This is a genomic window from Kribbella sp. WER1 (assembly GCF_054189145.1).
In genome coordinates this window covers 3,630,248-3,652,352 of sequence record NZ_CM135186.1, presented here as the reverse complement: position 1 = coordinate 3,652,352, position 22,105 = coordinate 3,630,248, and the positions used below count along the sequence as shown (strand labels likewise).

The 22,105-nt window shown below is 70.2% G+C and carries 23 protein-coding genes; 13 read left to right on the top strand and 10 right to left on the bottom strand.

Features of this window, described 5'->3' with window-relative positions:
* Positions 1–109 precede the first annotated feature (109 nt).
* The 3 genes from ACXJJ3_RS17725 to ACXJJ3_RS17715 are packed head-to-tail and all read left to right on the top strand — an operon-like array spanning position 110 to position 1,613.
* A complete protein-coding gene (locus tag ACXJJ3_RS17725) occupies positions 110–403 on the top strand; it encodes an ArsR/SmtB family transcription factor (RefSeq protein ID WP_458171263.1) in 294 nt (97 codons plus the stop codon).
* Positions 400–873 carry an SRPBCC family protein gene (locus ACXJJ3_RS17720; protein ID WP_458171261.1) on the top strand — a complete coding sequence of 158 codons (474 nt, stop codon included), beginning with the start codon at positions 400–402 and terminating at the stop codon, positions 871–873. The genes ACXJJ3_RS17725 and ACXJJ3_RS17720 overlap by 4 nt, the downstream gene beginning before the upstream one ends.
* Positions 870–1,613, top strand: coding sequence for an SDR family NAD(P)-dependent oxidoreductase (locus ACXJJ3_RS17715; RefSeq protein ID WP_458171260.1), 744 nt, complete (start codon positions 870–872; stop codon positions 1,611–1,613). The genes ACXJJ3_RS17720 and ACXJJ3_RS17715 overlap by 4 nt, the downstream gene beginning before the upstream one ends.
* Here ACXJJ3_RS17715 and ACXJJ3_RS17710 read toward each other — a convergent pair.
* On the bottom strand, positions 1,606–2,196 hold the full coding sequence (locus tag ACXJJ3_RS17710; RefSeq protein ID WP_458171259.1) for a hypothetical protein: 591 nt from the start codon (positions 2,194–2,196) through the stop codon (positions 1,606–1,608). The genes ACXJJ3_RS17715 and ACXJJ3_RS17710 overlap by 8 nt on opposite strands.
* A gap of 80 nt (positions 2,197–2,276) precedes the next feature.
* Between ACXJJ3_RS17710 and ACXJJ3_RS17705 the strand changes: the two genes are divergently transcribed.
* Entirely contained in the window at positions 2,277–2,753 is a 477-nt protein-coding gene (locus ACXJJ3_RS17705) for a DnaJ family domain-containing protein (RefSeq protein WP_458171258.1), read from the top strand.
* On the opposite strand, the gene ACXJJ3_RS17700 is transcribed toward ACXJJ3_RS17705, so the two are convergent.
* Complete coding sequence (locus tag ACXJJ3_RS17700) at positions 2,746–4,836, bottom strand: thiamine pyrophosphate-dependent enzyme (protein WP_458171257.1); 2,091 nt, start codon at positions 4,834–4,836, stop codon at positions 2,746–2,748. The two genes, ACXJJ3_RS17705 and ACXJJ3_RS17700, sit on opposite strands and share 8 nt — an antisense overlap.
* Before the next feature lie 159 nt (positions 4,837–4,995).
* Between ACXJJ3_RS17700 and ACXJJ3_RS17695 the strand changes: the two genes are divergently transcribed.
* On the top strand, positions 4,996–5,640 hold the full coding sequence (locus ACXJJ3_RS17695) for a hypothetical protein (protein ID WP_458171256.1): 645 nt from the start codon (positions 4,996–4,998) through the stop codon (positions 5,638–5,640).
* Positions 5,641–5,704: 64 nt separating this feature from the next.
* On the opposite strand, the gene ACXJJ3_RS17690 is transcribed toward ACXJJ3_RS17695, so the two are convergent.
* Positions 5,705–6,802: a hypothetical protein gene (locus ACXJJ3_RS17690; protein WP_458171254.1), complete on the bottom strand. Its 1,098-nt coding sequence runs from the start codon at positions 6,800–6,802 to the stop codon at positions 5,705–5,707.
* 289 nt (positions 6,803–7,091) lie between these two features.
* The gene (locus tag ACXJJ3_RS17685) at positions 7,092–7,883 is read right to left on the bottom strand and encodes a sigma-70 family RNA polymerase sigma factor (RefSeq protein ID WP_458171253.1); all 792 of its coding nucleotides are present in this window, start codon (positions 7,881–7,883) and stop codon (positions 7,092–7,094) included.
* Positions 7,884–8,049: 166 nt separating this feature from the next.
* On the opposite strand from ACXJJ3_RS17685, the gene ACXJJ3_RS17680 reads away from it, so the two are divergent.
* Positions 8,050–8,760 (top strand): NIPSNAP family protein, encoded by a 711-nt coding sequence (locus tag ACXJJ3_RS17680; RefSeq protein WP_458171252.1) that lies wholly within the window; start codon positions 8,050–8,052, stop codon positions 8,758–8,760.
* Between the two features lie 149 nt (positions 8,761–8,909).
* Positions 8,910–9,767: a serine protein kinase RIO gene (locus ACXJJ3_RS17675; protein ID WP_458171251.1), complete on the top strand. Its 858-nt coding sequence runs from the start codon at positions 8,910–8,912 to the stop codon at positions 9,765–9,767.
* On the opposite strand, the gene ACXJJ3_RS17670 is transcribed toward ACXJJ3_RS17675, so the two are convergent.
* The gene (locus ACXJJ3_RS17670; RefSeq protein ID WP_458171250.1) at positions 9,764–11,419 is read right to left on the bottom strand and encodes an FAD-binding dehydrogenase; all 1,656 of its coding nucleotides are present in this window, start codon (positions 11,417–11,419) and stop codon (positions 9,764–9,766) included. The two genes, ACXJJ3_RS17675 and ACXJJ3_RS17670, sit on opposite strands and share 4 nt — an antisense overlap.
* 81 nt (positions 11,420–11,500) lie before the next feature.
* On the opposite strand from ACXJJ3_RS17670, the gene ACXJJ3_RS17665 reads away from it, so the two are divergent.
* Together ACXJJ3_RS17665 and ACXJJ3_RS17660 are read left to right on the top strand one after the other, a co-directional pair.
* Positions 11,501–13,330 (top strand): DUF5107 domain-containing protein, encoded by a 1,830-nt coding sequence (locus tag ACXJJ3_RS17665; RefSeq protein WP_458171249.1) that lies wholly within the window; start codon positions 11,501–11,503, stop codon positions 13,328–13,330.
* 212 nt (positions 13,331–13,542) lie between these two features.
* Positions 13,543–13,944, top strand: a complete 402-nt coding sequence (locus ACXJJ3_RS17660) for a hypothetical protein (protein ID WP_458171248.1) — start codon at positions 13,543–13,545, stop codon at positions 13,942–13,944.
* A 28-nt stretch (positions 13,945–13,972) separates the two neighbouring features.
* Here ACXJJ3_RS17660 and ACXJJ3_RS17655 read toward each other — a convergent pair whose 3' ends face one another.
* Positions 13,973–14,590 (bottom strand): TetR/AcrR family transcriptional regulator, encoded by a 618-nt coding sequence (locus ACXJJ3_RS17655; RefSeq protein ID WP_458171246.1) that lies wholly within the window; start codon positions 14,588–14,590, stop codon positions 13,973–13,975.
* A gap of 87 nt (positions 14,591–14,677) precedes the next feature.
* On the opposite strand from ACXJJ3_RS17655, the gene ACXJJ3_RS17650 reads away from it, so the two are divergent.
* Positions 14,678–15,820: a phosphatidylinositol-specific phospholipase C1-like protein gene (locus tag ACXJJ3_RS17650; protein WP_458171245.1), complete on the top strand. Its 1,143-nt coding sequence runs from the start codon at positions 14,678–14,680 to the stop codon at positions 15,818–15,820.
* A 6-nt stretch (positions 15,821–15,826) separates the two neighbouring features.
* A complete protein-coding gene (locus ACXJJ3_RS17645) occupies positions 15,827–16,267 on the top strand; it encodes an OsmC family protein (protein WP_458171244.1) in 441 nt (146 codons plus the stop codon).
* Positions 16,268–16,675: 408 nt separating this feature from the next.
* Here the strand turns inward: ACXJJ3_RS17645 and ACXJJ3_RS17640 are convergent, their stop codons facing one another.
* Positions 16,676–17,839 (bottom strand): FUSC family protein, encoded by a 1,164-nt coding sequence (locus ACXJJ3_RS17640; protein ID WP_458171243.1) that lies wholly within the window; start codon positions 17,837–17,839, stop codon positions 16,676–16,678.
* 48 nt (positions 17,840–17,887) lie between these two features.
* Between ACXJJ3_RS17640 and ACXJJ3_RS17635 the strand changes: the two genes are divergently transcribed.
* Positions 17,888–18,388 carry a DUF5709 domain-containing protein gene (locus ACXJJ3_RS17635; RefSeq protein ID WP_458171242.1) on the top strand — a complete coding sequence of 167 codons (501 nt, stop codon included), beginning with the start codon at positions 17,888–17,890 and terminating at the stop codon, positions 18,386–18,388.
* Positions 18,389–18,520: 132 nt separating this feature from the next.
* Here the strand turns inward: ACXJJ3_RS17635 and ACXJJ3_RS17630 are convergent, their stop codons facing one another.
* The 3 genes from ACXJJ3_RS17630 to ACXJJ3_RS17620 are packed head-to-tail and all read right to left on the bottom strand — an operon-like array spanning position 18,521 to position 21,146.
* Entirely contained in the window at positions 18,521–19,846 is a 1,326-nt protein-coding gene (locus tag ACXJJ3_RS17630) for a cytochrome P450 (RefSeq protein ID WP_458171241.1), read from the bottom strand.
* Positions 19,847–19,860: 14 nt separating this feature from the next.
* Positions 19,861–20,310 (bottom strand): PucR family transcriptional regulator, encoded by a 450-nt coding sequence (locus tag ACXJJ3_RS17625; protein ID WP_458171240.1) that lies wholly within the window; start codon positions 20,308–20,310, stop codon positions 19,861–19,863.
* Positions 20,271–21,146 (bottom strand): hypothetical protein, encoded by an 876-nt coding sequence (locus ACXJJ3_RS17620; RefSeq protein WP_458171239.1) that lies wholly within the window; start codon positions 21,144–21,146, stop codon positions 20,271–20,273. Before ACXJJ3_RS17620 ends, ACXJJ3_RS17625 begins: the two co-directional genes overlap by 40 nt.
* A 109-nt stretch (positions 21,147–21,255) precedes the next feature.
* Between ACXJJ3_RS17620 and ACXJJ3_RS17615 the strand changes: the two genes are divergently transcribed.
* Entirely contained in the window at positions 21,256–22,092 is an 837-nt protein-coding gene (locus ACXJJ3_RS17615; RefSeq protein ID WP_458171237.1) for an SGNH/GDSL hydrolase family protein, read from the top strand.
* Positions 22,093–22,105: the final 13 nt, after the last annotated feature.

Sequence of the window (22,105 nt, the reverse complement as noted above, 5' to 3'; positions counted from 1 at the left end):
TAGGTAAGCCTAACCTCACTTCCGGTTCTCTTGACAAGAGCGTCGAGAGCTGGTCATCCTTAACCACATGGTTTCAAAACCATTAGGTTATGAAGATGGATTGACCGGTGTGTTCGCGGCACTCGCCGATCCGACCCGACGCGCGATCCTGACCCGGCTGAAGGGCGGCGACGCCACCGTCGCGGAGCTCGCGGCGCCGTTCAGCATGTCGCAGCCGGCCGTGTCCAAGCACCTGAAGGTGCTCGAGCAGGCCGGGCTGATCAGCCGCTCGCAACGGGCGACCGCGCGGCTCAGCCACCTCGAGGCCGAGCCGCTGCGGACCGCGGCCGGCTGGCTGATGGACTACCGCGCCTACTGGGCGGAGAGCTTCGACCGCCTCGACGACCTGCTGGAGGACCTGTGAAGATCATCGCCGAGCCCGGCTCGCCGCAGGTCGTCATCGTCCGGGAGTTCAACGCGCCGCGGGAGCTGCTGTTCCGCGCGTACACCGAGCCCGACCTGGTGAAACGCTGGCTGGGCCCGGCCGGATTCGAGCTCGTCGTCAACCAGCTCGACCCGCGGCACGGCGGCCGCTGGCGCTTCACGCACTACGACGCCGCGGGCAAGGGCTACGCGTTCCACGGGCTGTATCACGGCGAGCCGACGCCGGAACGGATCGTGCAGACGTACGAGTTCGACCAGGCGCCCGGCACCGTCTACCTGAACCTGATCACCTTCGACGAGGCCGGCGGGGTCACCACCCTCACCCAGCGGACCGTGTTCTTCGCGGTCGAGGACCGGGACCTGTACGTCGACGGCGGCATGGACCGCGGCATCCGCGCGTCCATGCAACAGCTGGCCGACCTCGTCACCGAACTGGAGGCCACCTCATGATGCTCACCGGAAAACAAGCCGTCGTGTACGGCGCGACCGGCCCGATCGGCGGCGCCGTCGCCCGCGGATTCGCTCGGGAAGGCGCGACCGTCCACGTGGCCGGCCGTACTCCCGAAACCCTCGAAGCACTCGCCGCCGAGATCCGCTCCGCGGGCGGCAAGGCCGAGGCCGCCGTCGTCGACGCCCTCGACGAGCAGTCCGTCGACCGGCACGCCGCCGTACTCGACCGGATCGACATCTCGTTCAACCTGATCGGCCACAAGCAATACTTCGGTACGCCGCTGGTCGACATGTCTCTCGCCGATGTCGAGGAGCCGGTGCGGAACATGCTGCGCACCTTCTACCTGACGTCCCGCGCCGCCGCCCGGCGGATGATCGAGCAGCGCTCCGGCGTGATCCTCACCTTCGGCGGGTACGGCGACCCGGCCGCGAACCTCGGCGGTTTCCAGGTCGGATTCGGCGCCGTCGAGGCACTACGCCGCAGCCTCGCGCGGGAACTCGGCCCGCACGGTATCCGCGTCCTCACCCTGCAGACGAACGGCATCCCGGAGTCCAACCCGGACTCCTACCCCGAGGACTTCCGCCGCGCAGTGGCCGAGCGCACCGCCGCCGCCACCATGCTCAACCGTGCGGCAACCCTGGCCGACGTCGTCGCAGCAGCCACCTTCGCGGCCTCCGACCACGCCGCCTCCTTCACCGGCACCGCCCTCAACCTCACCGCCGGCGCCGTCGTCAACTGAGCGAGGCCGGCGGCGGGACCTTGTGGTCGGAGTACAGGTCGGCGATCGGGATCGGCATCCGCCAGAAGTGCGAGTCGGCCTGGATCATGCCGTGCCGGACGGCGATGTAGCGGAGCAGCCGCAGTGGGCCGGCGATCAGGACGAAGGCCAGTGGGAGTTCGACAAGGAGGGCGCTGAGCAGTGCCTGGGTGAGGTCGTCGCCGCGCTGGCTGGTCATCACGTCCACCCAGGCGTCGCAGATCAGCAGCACGCCGGACGCGAACGCGGTCGGGAACACGAACTGCTTGCGCTTCCAGCCGCCGATCGCGGTCAGGAGCAGCATGGTCAGCAGCAGGATGTCGAAGCCGACCCAGGTCGCGCCCCAGTTCCGGGCGACGTAGTGGTCGGGCAGGGTGAGCGCCAGGTACACCGTCCACGGGACCAGGACGGCCGCGCAGGCCAGCACCAGCACGGTCCGCCACTTGCGGATCCGCTCGATCGTCCGCCGGGACGGCATCCCGCCCGGCCGCGGCGCGAGCCGCAGGATCAGGTCCCGCCGCTCGGCCGGCGTCATCGCCGAGATCTCTTCGTCGGTCAGCTGCACACTTCCGAGTATGCCTTGTGATTGCATTCACAAACTTGTACGCTGAAATTCACAGGCAACTCCAAGGTGAGGTGCGGACCATGACCGAGCGCAAGCCACCGGGCATGAAGCCCCAGGATTGGGTCGAGGCCCAGATCAAGCGGGCCGAGAACGCGGGCGACTTCGACAACCTGGCGCACGCCGGGAAACCACTGCGGCTGGCCGAGGGCCACGACCCGGACTGGTGGGTGAAGGACTTCATCCGCCGGGAGAACATCGAGACCGACGCACTGCTGCCGTCCGCGATGCAGCTCCGCAAGGAGAAGCAGCAGCTGCACGAGAAGGTCCGCGGGATGCGCCGCGAGTCCGAGGTCCGCGAGTACCTGACCGATCTGAACAGCCGGATCCGGCGCGCGATCCGCGACACCACCGGCCCGGTCGTCCCGACCGGCCCGGTCAACGAGGACGCCGTGATCGCCCAGTGGCGGATGGAACGCCCGGCCCGCACCGCCGCGCCGGTCGAGCAACCGCAGCCCGCGGCGAAGAAGAAGTCCTTCTGGCAGCGCCTTTTCAGCTGAGCAGCTCGCGCGCGGCGTTCTCGATGGTCTGCTCGCTGAGCAGTACTTCGTGCGCGGCCGCGCCCAGCGGCACGTACGAGTCGTAGCTCGTCACCCGCGCCAGCCGGCCGGCGTACCCGTGGTCGATCAGCGTGGCCAGCACGCCCTCGGACACCCCGCCGGACCGGCGGGTCTCGTCGGCGACCAGCACCTTCCCGGTGATGTTTGCCTCGCGCAACAGATCCTCGACCGGCAGCGGCGCCAGCCAGCGCAGGTCCAGCACCCGGATCCCCGGCACCCGCGCGGCCACCCGGAGGCTCATCGGTACGCCGTTCCCGAACGTCACGATCGTCAGCCCGGTCCCGTCGCCGTACGTCCGGCCGCGCCCGATCGGCACCGGCTCGCCGGCGTACGGCGCCAGCCACTGCTCGTCGCCGTCGGCGTACAGGTCCCGCCGGTGGTAGAGCGCGATCGGCTCCAGGAACACGCTCACCGCACCGGTCGCCCGGGCCGCGGCCACGCACGTGTGCAGCATCCCGGCCGCGTCGTCGGGCCGCGACGGTGACGCGATCACCACGCCCGGGATGTCCCGCAATACGCCGATCGCGTCGTCGTTGTGGAAGTGCCCGCCGAAGCCTTTCTGGTACCCGTACCCGGCGATCCGCAGCACCATCGGGTTCGCGTACTGCTCCTGCGAGAAGAACTTCAGCGACGCCGCCTCGCCGCGCAGCTGGTCCTCGGCGTTGTGCAGGTACGCGAGGTACTGGATCTCCGGGATCGGCAGCAGCCCGGAGACGCCCGCGCCCAGCGCGAGCCCGAGGATCGACTGCTCGTCGAGGAGCGTGTCGAACACGCGGGCCGGCCCGTACGCCTTCTGCAGCCCACGCGTCACGCCGTACACCCCGCCCTTACGGCCGACGTCCTCGCCGAAGACCATCGCCTGCGGGTACGAACTCAGTACGTCGCTCAGGGCACGGTTGATCGACTGGCTGAGCGTCAGCCGTTCCGCGGTCGGCCGGGGGCGTCGGAGGGCCTCGGCCACCACGTCCGCCGGTGGGAAACGCAGCGGCGCGGCGATCGCCGCGGCGTCGGTCAGCTGGGGGAGACCCGCGACCTCGGCCGCGATCCGGAGCGCCTCGGCCTGCTTGTCCTCGTACAGCTCGACGATCTCGTCCACGGTGTAGCCCGAGCCGAGCAGATAGCGCGCCGTACCGAGCAGCGGGTCCAGCTCCTCGTCCGCGGCCAGCTCGGCGGCGGAGCGGTACGCCGTTTCCACGTCGGAGCCCGCGTGGCCGAGCAGGCGGACAGTCCGCAGCCGGAGGAACGCCGGGCGCCGGTTCCGCCGTACGAACGTCGCCGCCTCGGTCGCCATCGAGAGCGCCGCGTCCAGGTCGGTGCCGTCCGCGTCGAAGTACCGCAGGCCGGGACGGGAACCGTACGCCTGGCGGATCCAGCCGTCCGGGGTACGCACGCTGATCCCGATCCCGTTGTCCTCGCAGACCAGCAGCAACGGCATCGGCAGGCCCTGGTACGACGCGTGCAGCGCGGCGTTGATCGCACCGGTCGCAGTCGAGTGGTTCGCGGATGCGTCGCCGAAACTCGTCACCACGATCGCGTCGTCCGGCCACGGTGACGGTACGCCGAGCTTGTGCGACCGGTTCATCGAGAACGCGACGCCCATCGCGCGCGGCAGGTGCGACGCGATCGTCGACGTCTGCGGGATCACCGACAGCTCGTGCCGGCCGAACACCTTGTGCCGGCCGCCCGCGATCGGCTCGGTGGTCGCCGCGGCGACGCCGAGCAGGATGTCCCGCAGTCCCTCCTTGGAGCCGCACTGCGCCGCGCGGGTCAGGTAGAACGCGCCGGAGCGGTAGTGCAGCAGCGCCGGGTCGGTCGGCTGCAGGGCGGCGGCGACCGCCGCGTTGCCCTCGTGGCCGGCCGAGCCGATCGTGTAGAAGCCGGTTCCCTGGGACTGCATCCAACGGGCGGCCAGGTCTGCATGCCGGCTGCCGAGCTGAGCGTCGTACAGGCCGCGGAGCAGCTCTGCGTCGTGCTCCCACCGGGCCGGGGCGAGGCCGCGGACGCGTTCGGCGAAGGTCCTCATTTCAACCATGATCCGGGAAGACGGCGCCGATGACAGCAGCGACCACGCGTTGAACAGGTCACGCGGGGAACCGGGGTGACCGGCTGTTCGTTCACTCGGCGAGGGGACTCTGTGGGGTGTGGTGACGGTGAGTGAGCTGTGGTGATGCACCTTTCGCGGGTGGTAAGGCGGGTGGGAGTCGCGGCCGGTCTCGGAGTCGGGACCGCCGGGGCGATGGCCGGCGTGCTGCTGCTCGGCCCGCTGGCCGCGTCGGTACTGCTCGTCGTGGTGTTCGTGCTGGTCTGGCCGCTGGCCGCGGTGGTACGGCACGTGACCGAGGAAGCGCCATACGGCTCGGCGGCGCTGGTCGCGGCGACGGCGGCAGGTGCGGTGTTGTGCCTGCCCGGGATGGTGCGGTTGCTCGCCTGGGGAGCACTGGGTGTGACGGCGGCGCTGGTTCTTGCTGCGGTGTTCGTGGTGATCGACCTCGCCGTACCGGATCGACGGCCGCGGCGGGTGGTGGCGAAGTCGCGGCGGCAGCGGCGGCTCGAGCGGTTGACTGACGCGCAGCTGGCGGAGGACGAGCAGCTGATCGCGTCACTGCAATGCCCACTGTCGATCGCCGAACTGTGCGGCGTCTGGTCGGAGACAGCTACCCAGCTGGCGCAGGGCGCCGGGCCTCGCGACCGGCAGGCAGTCGCCGAGGTACGACGGATCTGCCTGGACGAGTTCGAACGCCGAAACCCCACCGGCTTCCACCGCTGGCTAGACGCAGGCGCCCCCGCCAACCCCAGCCGCTACCTACTACCTGTCCCCGGCGAGTAACTACAACCAGCTGTAGTTACAAGCGGCTGTAGTTACAAGCGGCTCTAGTTACAAGCGGCTCTAGTTACAAGCGGTTGTAGTGCTTGCGGGCCTCGCGGCTGTGCTTCTGCGCGTCGCGCGCGACGCGCCGCGCTTCGTCCAGCTCCGTGCCGAGCTGATGTACGAGAGCCTGCGCCTCGGAGAGTGCATCCCGCGCGTCGTCCAGCCGCTTGTCGAGCTCCTCAACCTTCGCCTCCGCGTCCTGCGCGCTGGCGACCGCATCCTCGAACGCCCGCTTAGCCTCCGCCTTGGCAGCCGCCTCCCGCTCCGCCTGCTCGCGCTCCTCCCGCTCCCGCCGCTCCCGTTCCTCTCGCTCCCGCTCCGCAGCCGCCCGCCGCTCCTCCGCCCCTACCCCGGCATCCTCCACCAGCGCGCCCGCACCCACTCCACCCGCGCCTGCGCCGCCCGCGCCGCCTGCTCCAGCCGCGCCGCCTGCTCCAGCCGGGCCGCGCGCGCCGCCTGCGGCGCCTGGTGCATCCGCGCCGCCCGCGCCACCTGTCCCGCCCGCGCCGTCCGCTCCGCCCGCATTACCCGCACCGCGTGCGCCACGTGCTCCGTTTGTTTCCTGGTGGGTGTGGCGGCGGTCCGCCGCCGCGCGGCGGCGGTCGTCGGTGAGGGGGGTGACGTTCGACGGCTCGCCGTTCTCGTCGACGACGCCGAAGCCGACGTGTCGCAGCGCGCTGCTCAACCGCCCCTCGCGAACAGCATCCCCAGCCGCCGGATCGACCAGCGCGGCGTCGAGCGTCTCCCGCAGCTTCGTCGCGACATCAGCGCTGATCTTTTGCCCGGCATCACCAGCCAGCCGACCGGCGTCCTTCGCCAGCTGGTCCAGCAACTGGTGCCGCCGCGGCGTCAGCTCGCGCAGCCGGTCGCCGTCCAGGTCAGCTGTCGCCTCGCGGAACTCGTCCCCAAGCGCCAGCAGATCGTCGACCTGCTCCGGCAGCTCCCGCGCCACCAGGTTCGCGATCCAGGCCGCGACCGTCGGCTTGCGCAGCGCCTTCAGCCGGGTCGACCCGAGCGGGTCGCCGGCGGCCTTCAGCTGCTTGGCCAGCTCGTTGCGAGTAGCAATGAATTCGGCCGCCGGCGCCGCGTACACCGCGTCCGCCGCCTCCTCGAAGTCCACACCGCGACGCTACCGCAGGATCGGCGGAGGCCTACGCGCCGATCCGCGTGCCGGGTTCACCTCCGAGATGGCTGGTTAGCAGCCTGCATGCGAGTGCTGAACCCGCCATCTGAGAGGTGAACCCCTCAAACGGGAGACACCGCGTGCCCAGGCGCTGCGCGCTGGGCGCGGGGAGCGGGCGTGCGGGAGGTGCGGGGTGCGGAGGTGCGGGAGGTGCGGGGTGCGGAGGTGTGGGGGTGCGGGAGGTGCGGGGGCGGGTTCGTGTCGGCTATGCGTTGTTCGGTGTGGGTTAGTCGTTCTTCGGTACGGCCTCGGCAAGTTCGGAGCGGAGCGTCTCGAGGATGCCGCGGAGCAGCCGGGAGACCTGCATCTGGCTGACGCCGAGCTCGTGCCCGATCTCCTCCTGCGTGAACCCGTTGCAGAACCGCAGCTGCAGGATCCGCTTGTCCCGGTCGCCCAGGCACGACACCGCCGGCGTCAGCCGGTGCACGTCCTCGACCAGGTCGTACCCGGCCTCGGCGTCGGCGACCGTCTCCAGCAGGCTGGTCCCGCCCTCGGCCGCACCGGGCGCGTCCAGCGACAGCGTGCTGAAGCAGCCGCGCACCGACGCGGCCTCCGCGACCTCGGACGGATCGGTGCCGAGCGCCGCCGCGGTCTCCTCGTCGCTCGGCACATGACCGAGCCGCTGGATCAGTTCCGGTTCGGCGGCCGCGATGCTGCCCTGCATCTCCTGCACCCGCCGCGGCGGGCGGATCGTCCACGCGCAGTCCCGGAAGTACCGTTTCAGCTCGCCGCGGATGGTCGGTACGGCGTACGACAGGAACGCCGTCGCCGCGTCGAGCCGGTAGCCGTTGGCGGCCTTCACCAGGCCGAGGTACGCGACCTGTTCGAGGTCGTCGGCGTCGACCCCCTTGCTGCGGTACCGGGAGGCGATCGAGCGGGCCACCGGCGCGTTCAGCAGGACGACCTGCTCGAGGCAGGCCTGGTGCCGGGGATCGGGGACGCTGTCCGCCTCGAGCAGCAGCTCGTGGGTGGCGTCGGCGATGCTTTGCTTGGATTCTTCGGTTGCTGCGATCGTCACGGGAGATACCTCGTCGTGTCGTCGTGCAGGCTCGTGGCAGGGGGCTCGACCACTGCCTCCACCAGATCAAACTCCCGGAGCGCTTTCAAGTCCGAGGCTGTTACGGGTGTTTCAAACGACTGTCGCCTGACAGTAACTGTCAGGTTTCGATGGTTTGGTTCTCACCATGAACGAGTGCTGCGCCGTTGCGGACTTGCGCCAGTACACGCTGCATCCCGGGCAGCGTGACACCTTGATCGACCTGTTCGACACGTACTTCGTGGACGGGCAGGAAGCCACCGGGATGCACATCGCCGGCCAGTTCCGGGATCTCGACGACCCGGACCGGTTCGTCTGGATCCGCGGCTTCCGCGACCTGCCGGCGCGGGCGGACGCGCTGAACGCCTTCTACTACGGCCCGGTCTGGCGCGCGCACTCGGCGGCCGCGAACGCGACGATGATCGACTCCGACAACGCGCTGCTGCTGAAGCCGGTCCGCCTCGGGCCGTCGTACCCGGCGCTCGACGCTCCGCGCTCCGGCGACACGGCGTCGGTGATCGCCGGCGCGGTCCACCACCGCGGCGCCGCGGACGACGGGTTCGTCGAGTACTTCGAGGACCACGTCGTACCGGTGTTGCGTGCGACCGGTGCCGAGCCGGTCGCGGTGTTCGAGACGTTGGTTGCCGAGAACAACTTTCCGCAGCTGCCGTTGCGGGACGAGGTGGTGCTCGCGTGGTTCGCGCGGTTCCCGGGGATGCCGGCGTACGACGAGCATCGCCGGCAGCTGGCCGCGTCGCGGATCTGGCAGCAGCAGGTGCTGCCCGAACTGGTCTGCCGGTCCGCGAAGCCGATGCAGGAACTGCGGCTGAGCCCGACCGCGCGATCCCAGTTCCGGTAAATACGTTGCGGGGCCCGCGACGGGCGGGCATTCTTGTGTCGCCGAGCAGCGACGAGCGCTGCCTGGACCTAAGGAGGGCTGACGGATGGCCATCACTGTGCTGCGGCATGTCCGCGTCAGTCTCACTTCACGGTTCAGGAGCAACTCCGTTGTCTTTTCCCGAGTACGAACTCACCGATAACTCCTTCACTTTCCAGTTCCAGTCGATCGACGAGAATCTGGGGACGGACCAGCGGTGGTCCACCTGGCTGGACGTCGAGCGCGGCTCTCGCGGCCCGGAACCACGCCCCGAGTGGGTTGTGACGGAACAGGCCGCGATCGATACCGAGCTCGGCGTCCTCAAAACCGGCAAGGAAGCCGACGTCTTCCTGCTCGAACGGGCCGTCGAAGCCATCGGCGACAACCCGGCGAAGTCCTCGCTGCTGGCCGCGAAGCGGTACCGCACCGAGGAGCACCGGTCCTTCCACCGCAGCACGTCGTACGTCGAAGGCCGGCGGACGCGGAACAGCCGCGACAGCCGGGCGATGGCGAAGAAGTCCGCCCACGGGCGCAGCGTCGCGGCCGGTGGCTGGGCGTACGCCGAATGGGAGGCGCTGAACCGCCTCTGGAAGGCCGGCGTCCCGGTGCCGTACCCCGTCCAGGTGGACGGCACCGAACTGCTGATGGAGTTCATCGACGACGGCCAGGGCGGCGCCGCACCCCGACTCGCCCAGGTCCGCCCGCCGAAGGACCTGCTCGAGGTGTACTTCGAGCAACTCCGCAACGGCATGCGTGAACTCGCCCGGGCGGGGCTTGCGCACGGCGACCTCTCGCCGTACAACGTCCTCGCCCAGGCGGACCGGATCGTGATGATCGACCTCCCGCAGGTGGTCGACATCGTCGGCAACCCGAAGGGCATGGACTTCCTGCTCCGCGACTGCCACAACATGGCAGCCTGGTTCACCAACCGAGGCCTGGAGACCGACGAACAGGAACTCTTCGCCGACCTACTCACGATGGTGTTCTAGCGGACGGCTTCGGCGGCCGCGCGGCCCGCCGTGCGGCCCGTGAAGAGGCAGCCGCCGACGAAGGTTCCTTCGAGGGAGCGGTAGCCGTGGGCGCCGCCGCCGCCGAAGCCGGCTACCTCCCCGGCGGCGTACACGCCGGGGAGTGGGGTGCCGTCGGCGCGCAGTACGCGGGAGTCGAGGTCGGTCTGCAGGCCGCCCAGCGATTTGCGGGTGAGGATGTTGAGTCGTACGGCGATCAGCGGGCCGGCCTTCGGGTCGAGGATCCGGTGTGGGGGCGCGACCCGGATCAGCTTGTCGCCGCGGTAGTTGCGGGCGCCGCGGAGTGCGGTCACCTGGAGGTCCTTGGTGAACGTGTTGGTCAGCTCCCGGTCCCGGGCGACGATCTGCCGTTCGAGGTCGTCGAGGTCGATCAGATGTTCGCCGGTCAGGTCGTTCATCCCCCGGACCAGATCCGGAAGGTTGCCGCGGACAACGAAGTCCGCGCCCTTGTCCATGAAGGCCCGGACCGGCGGTGTCGCGCCGCCGCGCGCGCGGCCGAGGACGCCCTTGATGTCCTTGCCGGTCAGGTCCGGGTTCTGTTCCTGGCCGGAGAGCGCGAACTCCTTCTCGATGATCTTCTGGGTCAGCACGAACCACGTGTAGTCGTACCCGGTCCGCATGATGTGCTCGAGCGTTCCCAACGTGTCGAACCCGGGGAACAACGGCACCGGCAGTCGCTTGCCGGTGGCATCGAACCAGAGCGACGACGGGCCGGGCAGGATCCGGATCCCGTGCAGCGGCCAGATCGGGTCCCAGTTCTGGATGCCCTCGGTGTAGTGCCACATCCGGTCCCGGTTGACGTACCGGCCGCCGGCCTTCTCGGTGATCGCGAGCATCCGGCCGTCGACGTGCGCCGGTACGCCGCTGATCATCCGCTTCGGCGGTTCGCCCATCCGCGCCGGCCACTGCTGACGGACGAGGTCGTGGTTGCCGCCGATCCCGCCGGACGTGACGATCACGGCCTGCGCGGTCAACGCGAAGTCGCCGGCCTCGACGCGGGAGCTCGACACACCCCGCGGTACGTCGCTGGGCTCGAGCACCTTGCCCGCGACCCCGTCGACCACGCCGCCGGTCACGGTCAGCTCGTCCACCCGATGCCGGAACCGGAACTCGACCAGCCCCTTCGCCACCGCCTCGCGGACCCGGCGCTCGAACGGCGCGACGAGCCCCGGCCCGGTACCCCAGGTGATGTGGAAGCGCGGTACGGAGTTCCCGTGGCCGTCCGCGTGGTACCCGCCGCGCTCGGCCCAGCCGACGACCGGGAAGAACCGGACACCTTGGGCGTGCAGCCACGGGCGCTTCTCGCCGGCGGCCCAGTCGACGTACGCCTCGGCCCACTGCCGGGCCCACTTGTCCTCGTCGTCCAGCCGGTCGAACCCGGCCGAGCCGAGCCAGTCCTGCAGGGCGAGGTCGCGGGAGTCCTTGATCCCCATCCGGCGCTGCTCGGGGGAGTCCACGAACAGTAGCCCGCCGAACGACCAGAACGCCTGCCCGCCGAGCGACGCCTCCGGCTCCTGGTCGAGCAGCAGCACCTTCCGGCCCGCGTCGGCCAACTCCGCGGTCGCCGCCAGCCCGGCCAGCCCTGCCCCGACGACGATCACATCAGCGTCCATGTCGACCATGTATAGCGCACTTGCGAAGCTGTGCAGTTTGAAATGATGGTGTCTGTGACGACTCTTTCTGCGCAAAACCTCGTGATTCCTGCAGCTTCGCTCGGTCCGGAGAACCCGTTGCCGCCGCTGCGCACCCAGCAGGAACTCCACCAGGTCCAGAACCTCGCAGAGCTCCCGGCCGACCTGCGGGCGAACATCGAGTACGGCGGCCTGCACAGCCCGCTGCCGTGCCTCAACCAGGACGCGTACGACCGCACGCTCGTCGAGACCTCGCTGCCCGCGCTGGTCCTCGAGAACGAGCACGTCCGCGCGACGGTACTGCCGAGCCTCGGCGGCCGGCTGTACTCGCTCGTCCACCACGGCACCGAGCTGCTCTACCGCAACCCGGTGTTCCAGCCCGCGAACCTCGCGCTGCGCAACGCCTGGTTCGCCGGCGGCGTCGAGTGGAACGTCGGCAGCACCGGCCACTGGACCGGGACCTGCGCGCCGATGCACGCCGCCCGCGTCGACGGCCCGGACGGTACGCCGGTCCTGCGGCTGTGGGAACTCGAACGCACCCGGAACCTCGTCACCCAGCTCGACTTCTGGCTGCCCGCGGACTCGGAGTTCCTGTACGTCGGCGTCCGGCTGCAGAACCCGTCCGACGCCGACGTCCCGGCGTACTGGTGGTCGAACATCGCCGTACCGCAGTCTCCCGACCGGCGGGTGCTGGTGCCGGCCGAGCAGGCGTGGCAGTTCGGGTACGGCAGCCGGCTCGACCTGGTCGACGTCACCACGGACCTGACGTACCCGATGCGGCATCCGCGGGCGATCGACTACTTCTTCGAGCCGCTGGCGGGGGAGGGGTCGTGGATCGCGTCCGTTGACGGGGACGGCGACGGGCTGGTGCAGGCGTCGACCGAGCGGCTGCGCGGGCGGAAGCTGTTCGTGTGGGGTCAGGGGGACGGTGGGAAGCGCTGGCAGGAGTGGCTGGCGCCTGGGATGCCGGGTGACGGGTACGCCGAGATTCAGGCCGGGTTGGCTCGGACGCAGATGGAGCACCTCAGGCTGCCTGCTGATACCTCCTGGAGCTGGCTGGAAGCGTACGGACGTCTGTCCATGGACGCCGGTGTTGCGCACTCCCAGGACTGGAAGGCGGCTCGCGAAGGTGGGGCTGCTGCGTTGGGTCCGGTGCTGGGTGGGTTGGCGGAGCGGGAGCGGGAGTGGGCGCGGGTGGTTGATGCTGCGCCGGTGGAACAGCTGGCGTTGGGGTCCGGGTGGGGTGCGTTGGAGCTGAAGCGGACCGGCTGGGCCGTGTCGGCGGGTACGCCGTTCAGCCAGGACACCCTGACGTCGCGGGAGCTGGCCTGGCTGCCGTTGCTCGACGGGCAACTGCCGGCGGAGGGCGACGTACCGGATGGGACGTTGGTGGCGTGGCGGGAGCTGCTGGAGGCGGCTGAGGACAACTGGCTCGTCTGGTACCACCGGGGCGTCGCGCGGCACTACGACGGGGATGTGGACGGCGCCGTTGCGGCGTGGCGCGAGTCGGGGGACAACGCCTGGGCTCTACGCAACCTCGGTGTAGTTACGGGCGAGTTGGATTACTACGAGCGTGCCGTCGCCCTCCAGCCCCGGTTGGTACCGCTGGTGGTGGAGGCGGTCACGGCCGCGCTCGACTCCGACGTACCGCGGGCGGAGCGGATGCTGGCCGAGGCGCCCGACGACCCGCGGATCCAGCTGCTCCGGGTACGGCACGCGCTGGAGACCGGAAATCCGGCGAAAGCCCATGAATTGCTGGCGGCTGGGATCCAGCTGGCCACCGTCCGGGAGGGTGCGAACCCGCTCGCCGACTACTGGCTGGCCGCCGAGGAGGCGCTTGGCACACAGCGGCCAGTACCGCCGCAGTACCGGTTCGGAATGGGCGAAAACTGACAACTACAGGTCAACTCTACCTCTAGAAACACCGCTCCACCGGACTCTACTATGGTCCTGTAGACGAAAAAGTGGTCCTGTAAAAGTTTCGTGAAGTTACACGGAACCAAGTGGAGTCCGGTGGCGTCCCACCGGTGTACGGCAAGGGCCGTGCAAGGCAGTTTCGACAAACGACCGCGTCGCTCGCGGGCGGCGCGTCGGGGGTGAGTGCCATGTTGACGATCGTTGTACTAGGTGGGTTCGGCCTGGTGCTGGTGGTCGCGGCTTTCATCGTGACCGAGGTTCTGGCCGGCCTGCGCCGGACCGAGCTCCCCACCGGCACGGAGGAGAAGACCGCAGGACGAGTGGTGCGGGTACGAGGCCCGGTCCGCGGTCAACTGGAGGGCGGTGCCCCGGCGATCTACACCGAGGTCATCGTCGAGTACTACACCCGCCGGGGTGAGGGTCCGTACGAGGTGGCCCGGAAGTTCCCGGTCGGGAGCCGTATCACCTACGCGAAGGGTGACCGGGTGATCGTCGCGTACGACGTCCGGAACCCGCGCCGCGCCCGGCTGGCCGGCCGGGTCAGCCACTGGCCGACGATGGGGCCGTACTCCGCGGCCCCAGCAGCCTGACGGAACACCTGCTTGGGCCCCTCCCGGCTCAAGCAGGCAGATGCGGGGCGAGCAGGTCGTAGAGCACCGGCCGGCCCCGATCCAGGACGTACTCCGCCTCGTCCCCGGACAGCCGATCCGCCAGGTGCGCCAGCGCCTCGCCCATCGTGATGCTGAGCGTGACCGCCAGCCGGAAGTCGCGCGACTCCCGCGCGCCGAATCGCGCCACCAGCAGCTCCGCGAACTCGCCGGCGTGCTGGTCGTCGAACTCGCCCGGCTTCGCCTCCAGCTCCGGGTCGCCGAGCCCGCTGAGCACGACCGCCTTGAACCCCGGGTCCGTGCGGTGCATCTCCCGGAACGTGTCCAGCGTGACGTCCACGGCGCCCCGCCAGCTGGTCACCGCGGCCAGCCGCTCGCGGACCGCGTCGGTGTAGCGCGCCTGGTTCCGGCGCTCGATCGCCTGGATCAGGCTGCGCTTGTCCGGGAAGTACCGGTACACGCTGCCGACCGCGATCTCGGCCCGTTTCGCGACCCCGCTCGTCGACGCCGCGTCGTACCCGCGCTCGACCACCTCGGCGCAGGCCGCGTCCAGGATCCGTTCGACCTGCCGGCTGGCCCGGTCCTGGGTCGGCGTACGGCGGAGCGGATACGCGCCCGATGTCACCATTCACTCATTGTCCACGGTTCCGGGGACAGCGTTGCCACCTCTTTGTGACAGATTGCCGACAGTTGGTCATGAGGAGGGGAATCTTTTATGCGCGTCAACAAAACCGTCGTCGCGGGCCTCGCGTCCGCCGCGCTCGCCGCGTCCGGAGTGGCAGGTACGGCGTACACCCGGCACGGCTCGCCGGGCGACGACCTGCGGCTGAACCAGCTCCAGGTGGTCGGGTCGCACAACTCGTACCACCGTGAGCTCAGCCCGGCCGAGCAGAAGGTGCAGCAGCAACAGAACGCCGGCTCGGTCGACCTCTGGTACTCGCACGCACCGATCACCCAGCAGCTCGAGGACCAGAACGTCCGGGCGCTCGAGTTCGACCTGTACCCGGACCCCCAGGGCGGTCTGTACACGTACCCGCTGATCCGGAAGCTGACCGGGCAGGGTCCGCTCACCGATCCCGCGATGGCCAAGCCCGGGATCAAGGTCATGCACATCCCGGACTTCGACTACAACACGAACTGCGACACGTTCGTCGGCTGCCTGCAGCAGGTGAAGACCTGGTCCGACGCACACCCGAACCACGTGCCGATCGCGATCAACCTGGAGCTCAAGCAGTCCGACCCGGCCGTCGTCGCGGCCGGTGGGGTGAAGGCGCCGCCGTGGGACGCCGGCAACCTGGACAGCGTCGACACCGAGATCCGGTCGGTGTTCAGCGAGAACCAGATCCTGACGCCGGACGACGTCCGCAAGCCCGGCCTGACCCTCGAGCAGTCCGTGCTGACGAAGGGCTGGCCGAAGCTGAACAGCGTCCGCGGGCAGGTGATGTTCTACTTCGACAACGGCGGACCCGGCGAGATCCGCGACACCTACACCGCCGGCAAGCCGAACCTGGAAGGCCGTGCGGTGTTCACCCGCGGGCCGGAAGGCGCACCGGACGCGGCCGTCACCGAGGTGAACGACCCGCGTGGCGCGAACCAGGCCGAGATCCAGCGGCTGGTGCAGAAGGGGTACCTGGTCCGCACGCGGTCCGACGAGCCGATGGCGACGATCCGGGACAAGGACTACACCCGGCTCGGGATCGCGCTCGCGAGCGGCGCGCAATGGGTGACGACGGACTTCCCGGTGGCCGGGATGGCGGCCCGGTACGACAGTGACTACGTCGCCAAGCTGCCCGGGCACACTCCCGTACGATGCAATCCCGTCACCGCAGCCGCGAAGGCGGCCGTCTCGGAAGGGTGATACCCCATGTCGGAGCACGTGGTCGACGTCAGCTGGAGCCGTGGCGAGCACGACTTCACCTACGACAGCTACAACCGCGACCACGAGTGGCGCTTCGACGGCGGCATCGCGGTCCCGGCCTCGGCGAACCCGGCGTACCTCGGGAACCCGGGGCCGGTCGATCCGGAAGAGGCGTTCGTGGCGGCGCTGTCGTCCTGCCACATGCTGACGTTCCTGGCGATCGCGGCCCGCAAGCGGCTGGTGGTGGACGCGTACGACGACCACGCGGTCGGCGTGATGTCGAAGAACGCGGCCGGGCGGCTCGCGGTCACGCATGTGACGCTGCACCCGAAGATCGTCTGGGGCGGCGCCGAACCCGACGCCGCGACGCTCGGCAAGCTGCACCACCTGGCGCATCAGGAATGCTTCATCGCGAACTCGGTGACCACCGAGATCACTGTTGCGTAAGGCAATCAACGTGAAAACCACCCGCCGACCTGCCTGAGCCTCGCGCAAGCGGCGTCAGGACGGTCGGCGGGTGGTTGGCGGCGCACCTCTGTGGCGGTGCGCCGTAACGGATCCGGGGGCGCCTCGCACTAGGGCGCCTCTGCGTTTGGTGTGCGACTTCCGTGCGGTCTGGCTCGGTGGGCAAGACCGTCCGGGTCGCCGCCCGGTTCCGTTCGTCCGGCTGGCGCCTTACTGCTCGGCGGCGGCGTCGGTCCGGTCGTCAGGGGTCTGGATGTCGATCGCCAGCAGGTCCTCGAGATCACGAACCTGCTCGGTGGCCATCGTGCTCATCAGTCGGTGGATCGTCATGCCGGTGAGACGCGGAGCGTGACGAGGTATGACGGCGAAACGAGGTGTGACCTGAGTCACTTACTTCTCGTCGAGCCCGTCCAGGCGGAGCGGGACCAGCTTGCGGGCGTCGTCGTACGACGTGCCGGTGAGTTCGAGCAGGTCGATGATCGTGGACCGGAGCTGGCCGAGGACGACGACCGCGGACAGGCCGGTCGGCAGCGGGAGTTCCGCCGTACGGCGGCCGAGCTCGCCGAGGACCCGGTGGGCCGCGACGTCGGCGGCCGGTTCGAACAGGGACTCGCCGATCAGCCGGGTGCCGTCCGCGAGCCGCTCGAGCAGCATCGGGTACTCCGCCGGCATCCCCTCGTCCCGCCATACCGAGACGGCGCACCGGCGGACCAGGACCCGGGTGTTCCGGATCGCCCGGTCCAGCGGTACGACGAGGTCCGCGATCTCCTGCACCCGCCCGCGGTGCCGACGGCGGAACGGGGACAGCCGGACCACCGCGACGCCTTCCTCGGCTGCGCTGCGCAGGTCGTCGAGCCGGGACTCGCTGGCCCGGGCCCGGCGGAGGGCGTCCGTGACCGCCTCCTCGTGCCGGGAGCGCAGGCCGTCCGCGGTCTCGTTGAGGATCTCCGCCAGCTCACTCAGGACACCCGCGGCTTGTTGCCGAGGGCGCCGGATCGCGGCGGCCGGCGCGATGGTGGCGGCCGCGAGCGCGACCAGACCGCCGAGCGCGGCGTCCTGCCAGCGGCTGAAGCCGGCGTTCGGGTTCGGCAGCAGCGTAGTGACGATCGCGGCCTGGACGCCGGCCTGGGTGGTCATCAGGTTGCCGGCACCGAGCAGTACGGCGACGCTCATCGCCAGCGCGATCACGAAGATCAGCTGCGCGACGCCGGTACCGAACACCTTCACGAACAGGTCGCCGACCCCGACCCCGACCGCGACGCCGACCATCACCTCGGCGACCCGGCGCAGGCGCTGACCGAAGCTGAACCCGAGGCAGACCATCGCCGCGACCGGCGCGAAGAACGGCTGCTTGTGACCGACGACGTACCGCGCGATCGTCCACGCCACGCCGGCCGCCAGTGCGCACTGGGCGATGAAGAACGCCCGGCTGCGCCAGCGCTCGATCCGGCGCCGGATCGACGCACGCGACCGCCGCGCGGCCTGCGGGGCGATGTCGTCCCGCAGTTCCCGCAACTGGTCCAACGTCAACCTGACCGGATCCACGAGCCCCATTCTCCGTTGAGCTTGATTCCGCCGTGTGCGACGCGCCAAGGTTTGCACATGAGCGACAACAACCGTGAGGACTACGGCAGCTACTCGGTGGACGACGAGGACCAGTTGCAGCCGGGGGACACCCTCAACGACCGCGGCGTGGCCGACCTGCTCGACGAGGGGTACTCGCCGCCGGAGAAGTGGTCCGCGGGCGAGGGCTTCGGTACGACGGCCGACGAGGCGCTGCAGGGCGAGAGCCTGGACCAGCGGATCGCGCAGGAGGTCCCGGACGTCGACCCGTACGCCGAGGACGGCGAGGACGTCGGCGGCCCGGAGGTCGGCAACACCCGCTCCGGCCGGCTGGTCGCGTCCGACGAGGGCACCCGCGAGGACGACGACAGCGAGCTGTACGCCTCGGACGTCGGCATCGACGGCGCAGCCGCCGGCGCCGAGGAGGCCGCCGTCCACGTGGTCGACGAGGACGACTTCGAACTGTCGGACGACGACGAAGGCGACCGCTCGAACTATCGCGACGTAGACCTGGGCGACGTCGGCGACCCCGAAGACTGACCGTCCCCCAAGCCTCTGGTGGGTCTACCCACGAGATGCAGGGTTCGCCCACCAGATACTGGGCGCAAACCCTGCCTCTGGCAGGTAGACCCATCAGAGGCAGGAGGGCGGGGCTTGCCCCGGGGCGTCGGGTCAGCGGCGGCTTACCGTGACCTCGGCTCCGTGGCGGGGGACCAGGGTGACGTTCTTGGGCTGGGCCGGTTCGGGGGTGGGGTCGGGGGCCTGGAAGTTGTACGTCGTGAGGGCGGCGCGGAGGATCTCGGTGCCCTCCATCAGCGAGAAGCCGGCGCCGATGCAGCGCCGGGCCCCGCCGCCGAACGGGATCCAGGTTCCCGGCGCCGGCGGGTCGTCGGACAGGAAGCGTTGCGGGCGGAAGTCCTTCGGGTTCGGGAAGTGCTCGCCGTCGCGGTGCACCAGGCCGATCGCGGCCATGATCGTCGTCCCGCGCGGCAGCCGGTAGCCGGCGATGTCCGCGGTCTCGGTGAGCCGGCGGCCGACCTGGTAGACGACCGGGTGCAGCCGCAGCGCCTCCTTGACGATCGCCTCCAGCTCGTCGTCCGCGCCGGCATCGGCCGCCCGCTGGCCGAACGCCAGCTCCTCCGGCCGCCGCGCCAGCTCGTGGAACGCCCACGCCATCGCGGTCGCCGTCGTCTCGTGCCCGGCCAGCAGCAACGTGACCAGCTGGTCCCGCAGCTCCACGTCCGACCAGTTGCCCGCGGCAAGCAATCGCGACAGTACGTCGTTGCGCCCGGCAAACGTCGTGCGGCGGCCGGCGATCTCGTCGGACAGGATCTCGTCGATCCGCTGCTGGGTGTCCAGGAACGTCTTCCACGGCCGGACCTTGAGCAGCGGCGGGTAGAAGCCGCCGAGCATGATCACCGGCGACACCGAGACGATCTTGTCCAGCAACGGCCGCAGGGTGTTCAGCCGGTCCACGTCGGTGACGCCGAAGATCACCTGCAGGATGATCTCGAGTGTCAGGTTCCGCATCCGCTGGTGCACCTTGAACGGCGTACCGGTCGGCCACTGCGCGACCTCGGCCTTGGCCAGTTCGTGCACCATCCCGGCGTACCCGCGCAGCGCCGCGCCGGAGAACGCCGGCATCAGCTGCTTACGCATCCGGACGTGGTCCTCGTCGTCGAGCAGCAGCAGCGAGTGCGAGCCCATGATCGGCTCGAGCACCGTGTTGCCCTCGCCGGCGTGCATCACCGCGGGCGGGCTGCCGAACACCTCCTTGATGTGCTCGGGCCGGCTCAGTACGACGCAGACGCGGCTCGACGGCACCAGCCGGATCGTGAACACGTCGCCGTACTTCTCCCGCATCCGCGGGAAGAACGTCTTGCGGTGGCTCGCGAACAGTACGGTCTGGGTGAGCGTCGGGAGCTTCGGCCCGGGCGGCAGCGTGCGCGCCGTCTGCCGGTCGAGGGTGCGGGAACCGAGCAAAGGTGTCGGAGCCATACTGGCACGCTACGTCAGCCGGGTGAACGCCGGGCGTCGAACGCGACAAGCGCCGCCACGATCCGCGGCAGCTGGTCGTCGCGGCCCGGATCCAGGCCGGTCAGCCGGCCGACCTGGCGTAGCCGGTAGTCGACGGTATTGGCGTGGACGTGCAGGTCGATCGCGGTCTGCCGGCGGTTGCGCGCGTTCGAGAGGTAGCGGCGCAGGGTGGTCATCAGGTCGTGCCGGTCGGCGAGCGGTGCCAGCATGTCCGCGAGGCGCTCGCGGGCCGGACCCGGTCGGCTCAGCTGGTACTCCAGGAGCAGGTCGTCCAGTTCGTAGACGCCGGCGGGTCGGTGGTGGAGACGTACGACCTCGAGCAGCTCTCGTACCAAGCCGACCGCGGCCGGTACGTCGTTCGGCGCTGCCCGAGCGACCGCGATCGTCACCTCGGCCCCGGAGACCCGCTCCAGCCGTTCCCGCAACCGCCCAAGCCAGGCACGCCCGGCCGCGGTTGCGGCGCCGCCGGCCGGGAGAAGGGCGAGGCCGCCGTCGGGGACAGGGCGGACATGCTGCCCGGGGTGCGGTCGAGCTCCACGCGGAGCCGCCGGAGCTTGCGGCGGGCAACGATCTGCGCGTCGACGCCGGGCCGGGACTCGTCCGGATGCGGACCGGCCGCCAGCCCGAGCACGACGTACGCCGCCGCCAACCGCGCCCCCGCGAATCCACCCGCACTGTCCGTCCACTCACCGGTCGGCAACCCCTCCGTCCCCCGCTCGTCGCCCGCGCGTTGGGTGGGCAGGCGGCCTTCGACGAGGGCGGTGAACAGGGTCTGGCGGCTGGCCTGGTCCTCGCCGGCGATCGACTGGCGTTCCTCGAAGTAGCTCGCCGACACGACCGCGGTGACACGCTGGAGGAAGTCGAGGATCAGCCGGTTGAGCGCGAGCGCGTCCGGCAGTTCCTCCGGGCGGAACCGGGCCGCGACGTGCTCCGCGCAGACCTTCCCGCCCAGGTGGTACGCCGCGAGCAACGCCTCCAGCGGTACGCCCTCCTCGGCCCGGCGGGTCGCCGACTCCCGCAGCGGGTCGAGCGCGGCACCCGTCGGCACGACGCCGGTCCGGAACGTCTCCGCGAACGCGCGCAGCGTCCGCTCGGTGATCCGCCGGATGTCACCCTGCAGCTCCTCGTCGGGCAGCTGCGCGTACAGCGGGATGTCCGCGACCAGCTGCCGCAGGACGTCGTCGACCAGTACGCCGAGCTCGGCGCGCAGGATCTCGTGCACCGGTACGCCGCCGGACCGCAGCTCCTTGTGATCGGTCACAACGATCACCTTCCGAAGTCTGGGTGTGGCCCTAGCGACGGGCGGGTGCTTTGGGGTCGAACATTACTACTCGAAGGTAGTGATCGATCGGCGGCGAAGGGTGACAGCGATGCGACGAGGCGTTCTGCTCGCGGTGGGTGTGTTGATGGCGGGACTGGTCGCCGGGCCGGCGACGGCGCGGGCGGCCGGGCCGCTCGAGTACGTCGCGCTGGGGGACTCGTCGGCCGCGGGGCCGCTGATCCCGCCGCAGGTCGACGTACCGTGTCTGCGGTCGGGGGTGAACTACCCGCATGTCGCGGCGGCCGCGCTCGGTGCCCGGTTGACCGATGTGACGTGTTCGGGGGCGGTGATTCCGGACTTCAGCGGGAAGCAGTTCGGGTTCGAGGCGCCGCAGTACGACGCGCTGAAGCCGACGACCGATCTGGTGACGGTCGCCATCGGCGGGAACGACACCGGGCTGGTCGCGGCCGCGCTCAGCTGCATCAACCTGCTCCCGCCACCGGCCGGCGCCTCCTGCAAAGCGCGCTTCACCGCGGGAGGCACCGACCAACTGGCCGCCCGGATCGCGGCCACCGCCGCGCCCTTCGGCGCCGCACTCGACGAGATCCACCGCCGCAGCCCACACGCCCGCGTCCTGGTGACCGGCTACGGCACGTACATCCGCCCGAACGGCTGCTATCCCCAGATCCCCGTCTGGCCGGTGGACGCCAACTACCTGCAGTCCACCATCGACCGCCTCAACACGATGCTGGCCACCCAGTCCGCCGCCCACGGCGCCCACTACGTCGACCTCCGCACCCCCAGCATCAACCACGACGCCTGCGCCCCGACATCCCGGCGCTGGCTCGAAGGCCTCATCCCCACCTCAGCCGCCGCTCCCCTCCACCCCAGCACCCAAGGCATGCAAGCCTTCGGCCAACTGGTCACCGCGGCAGCCCGCAGCTAAAGGTGAAGGCCCG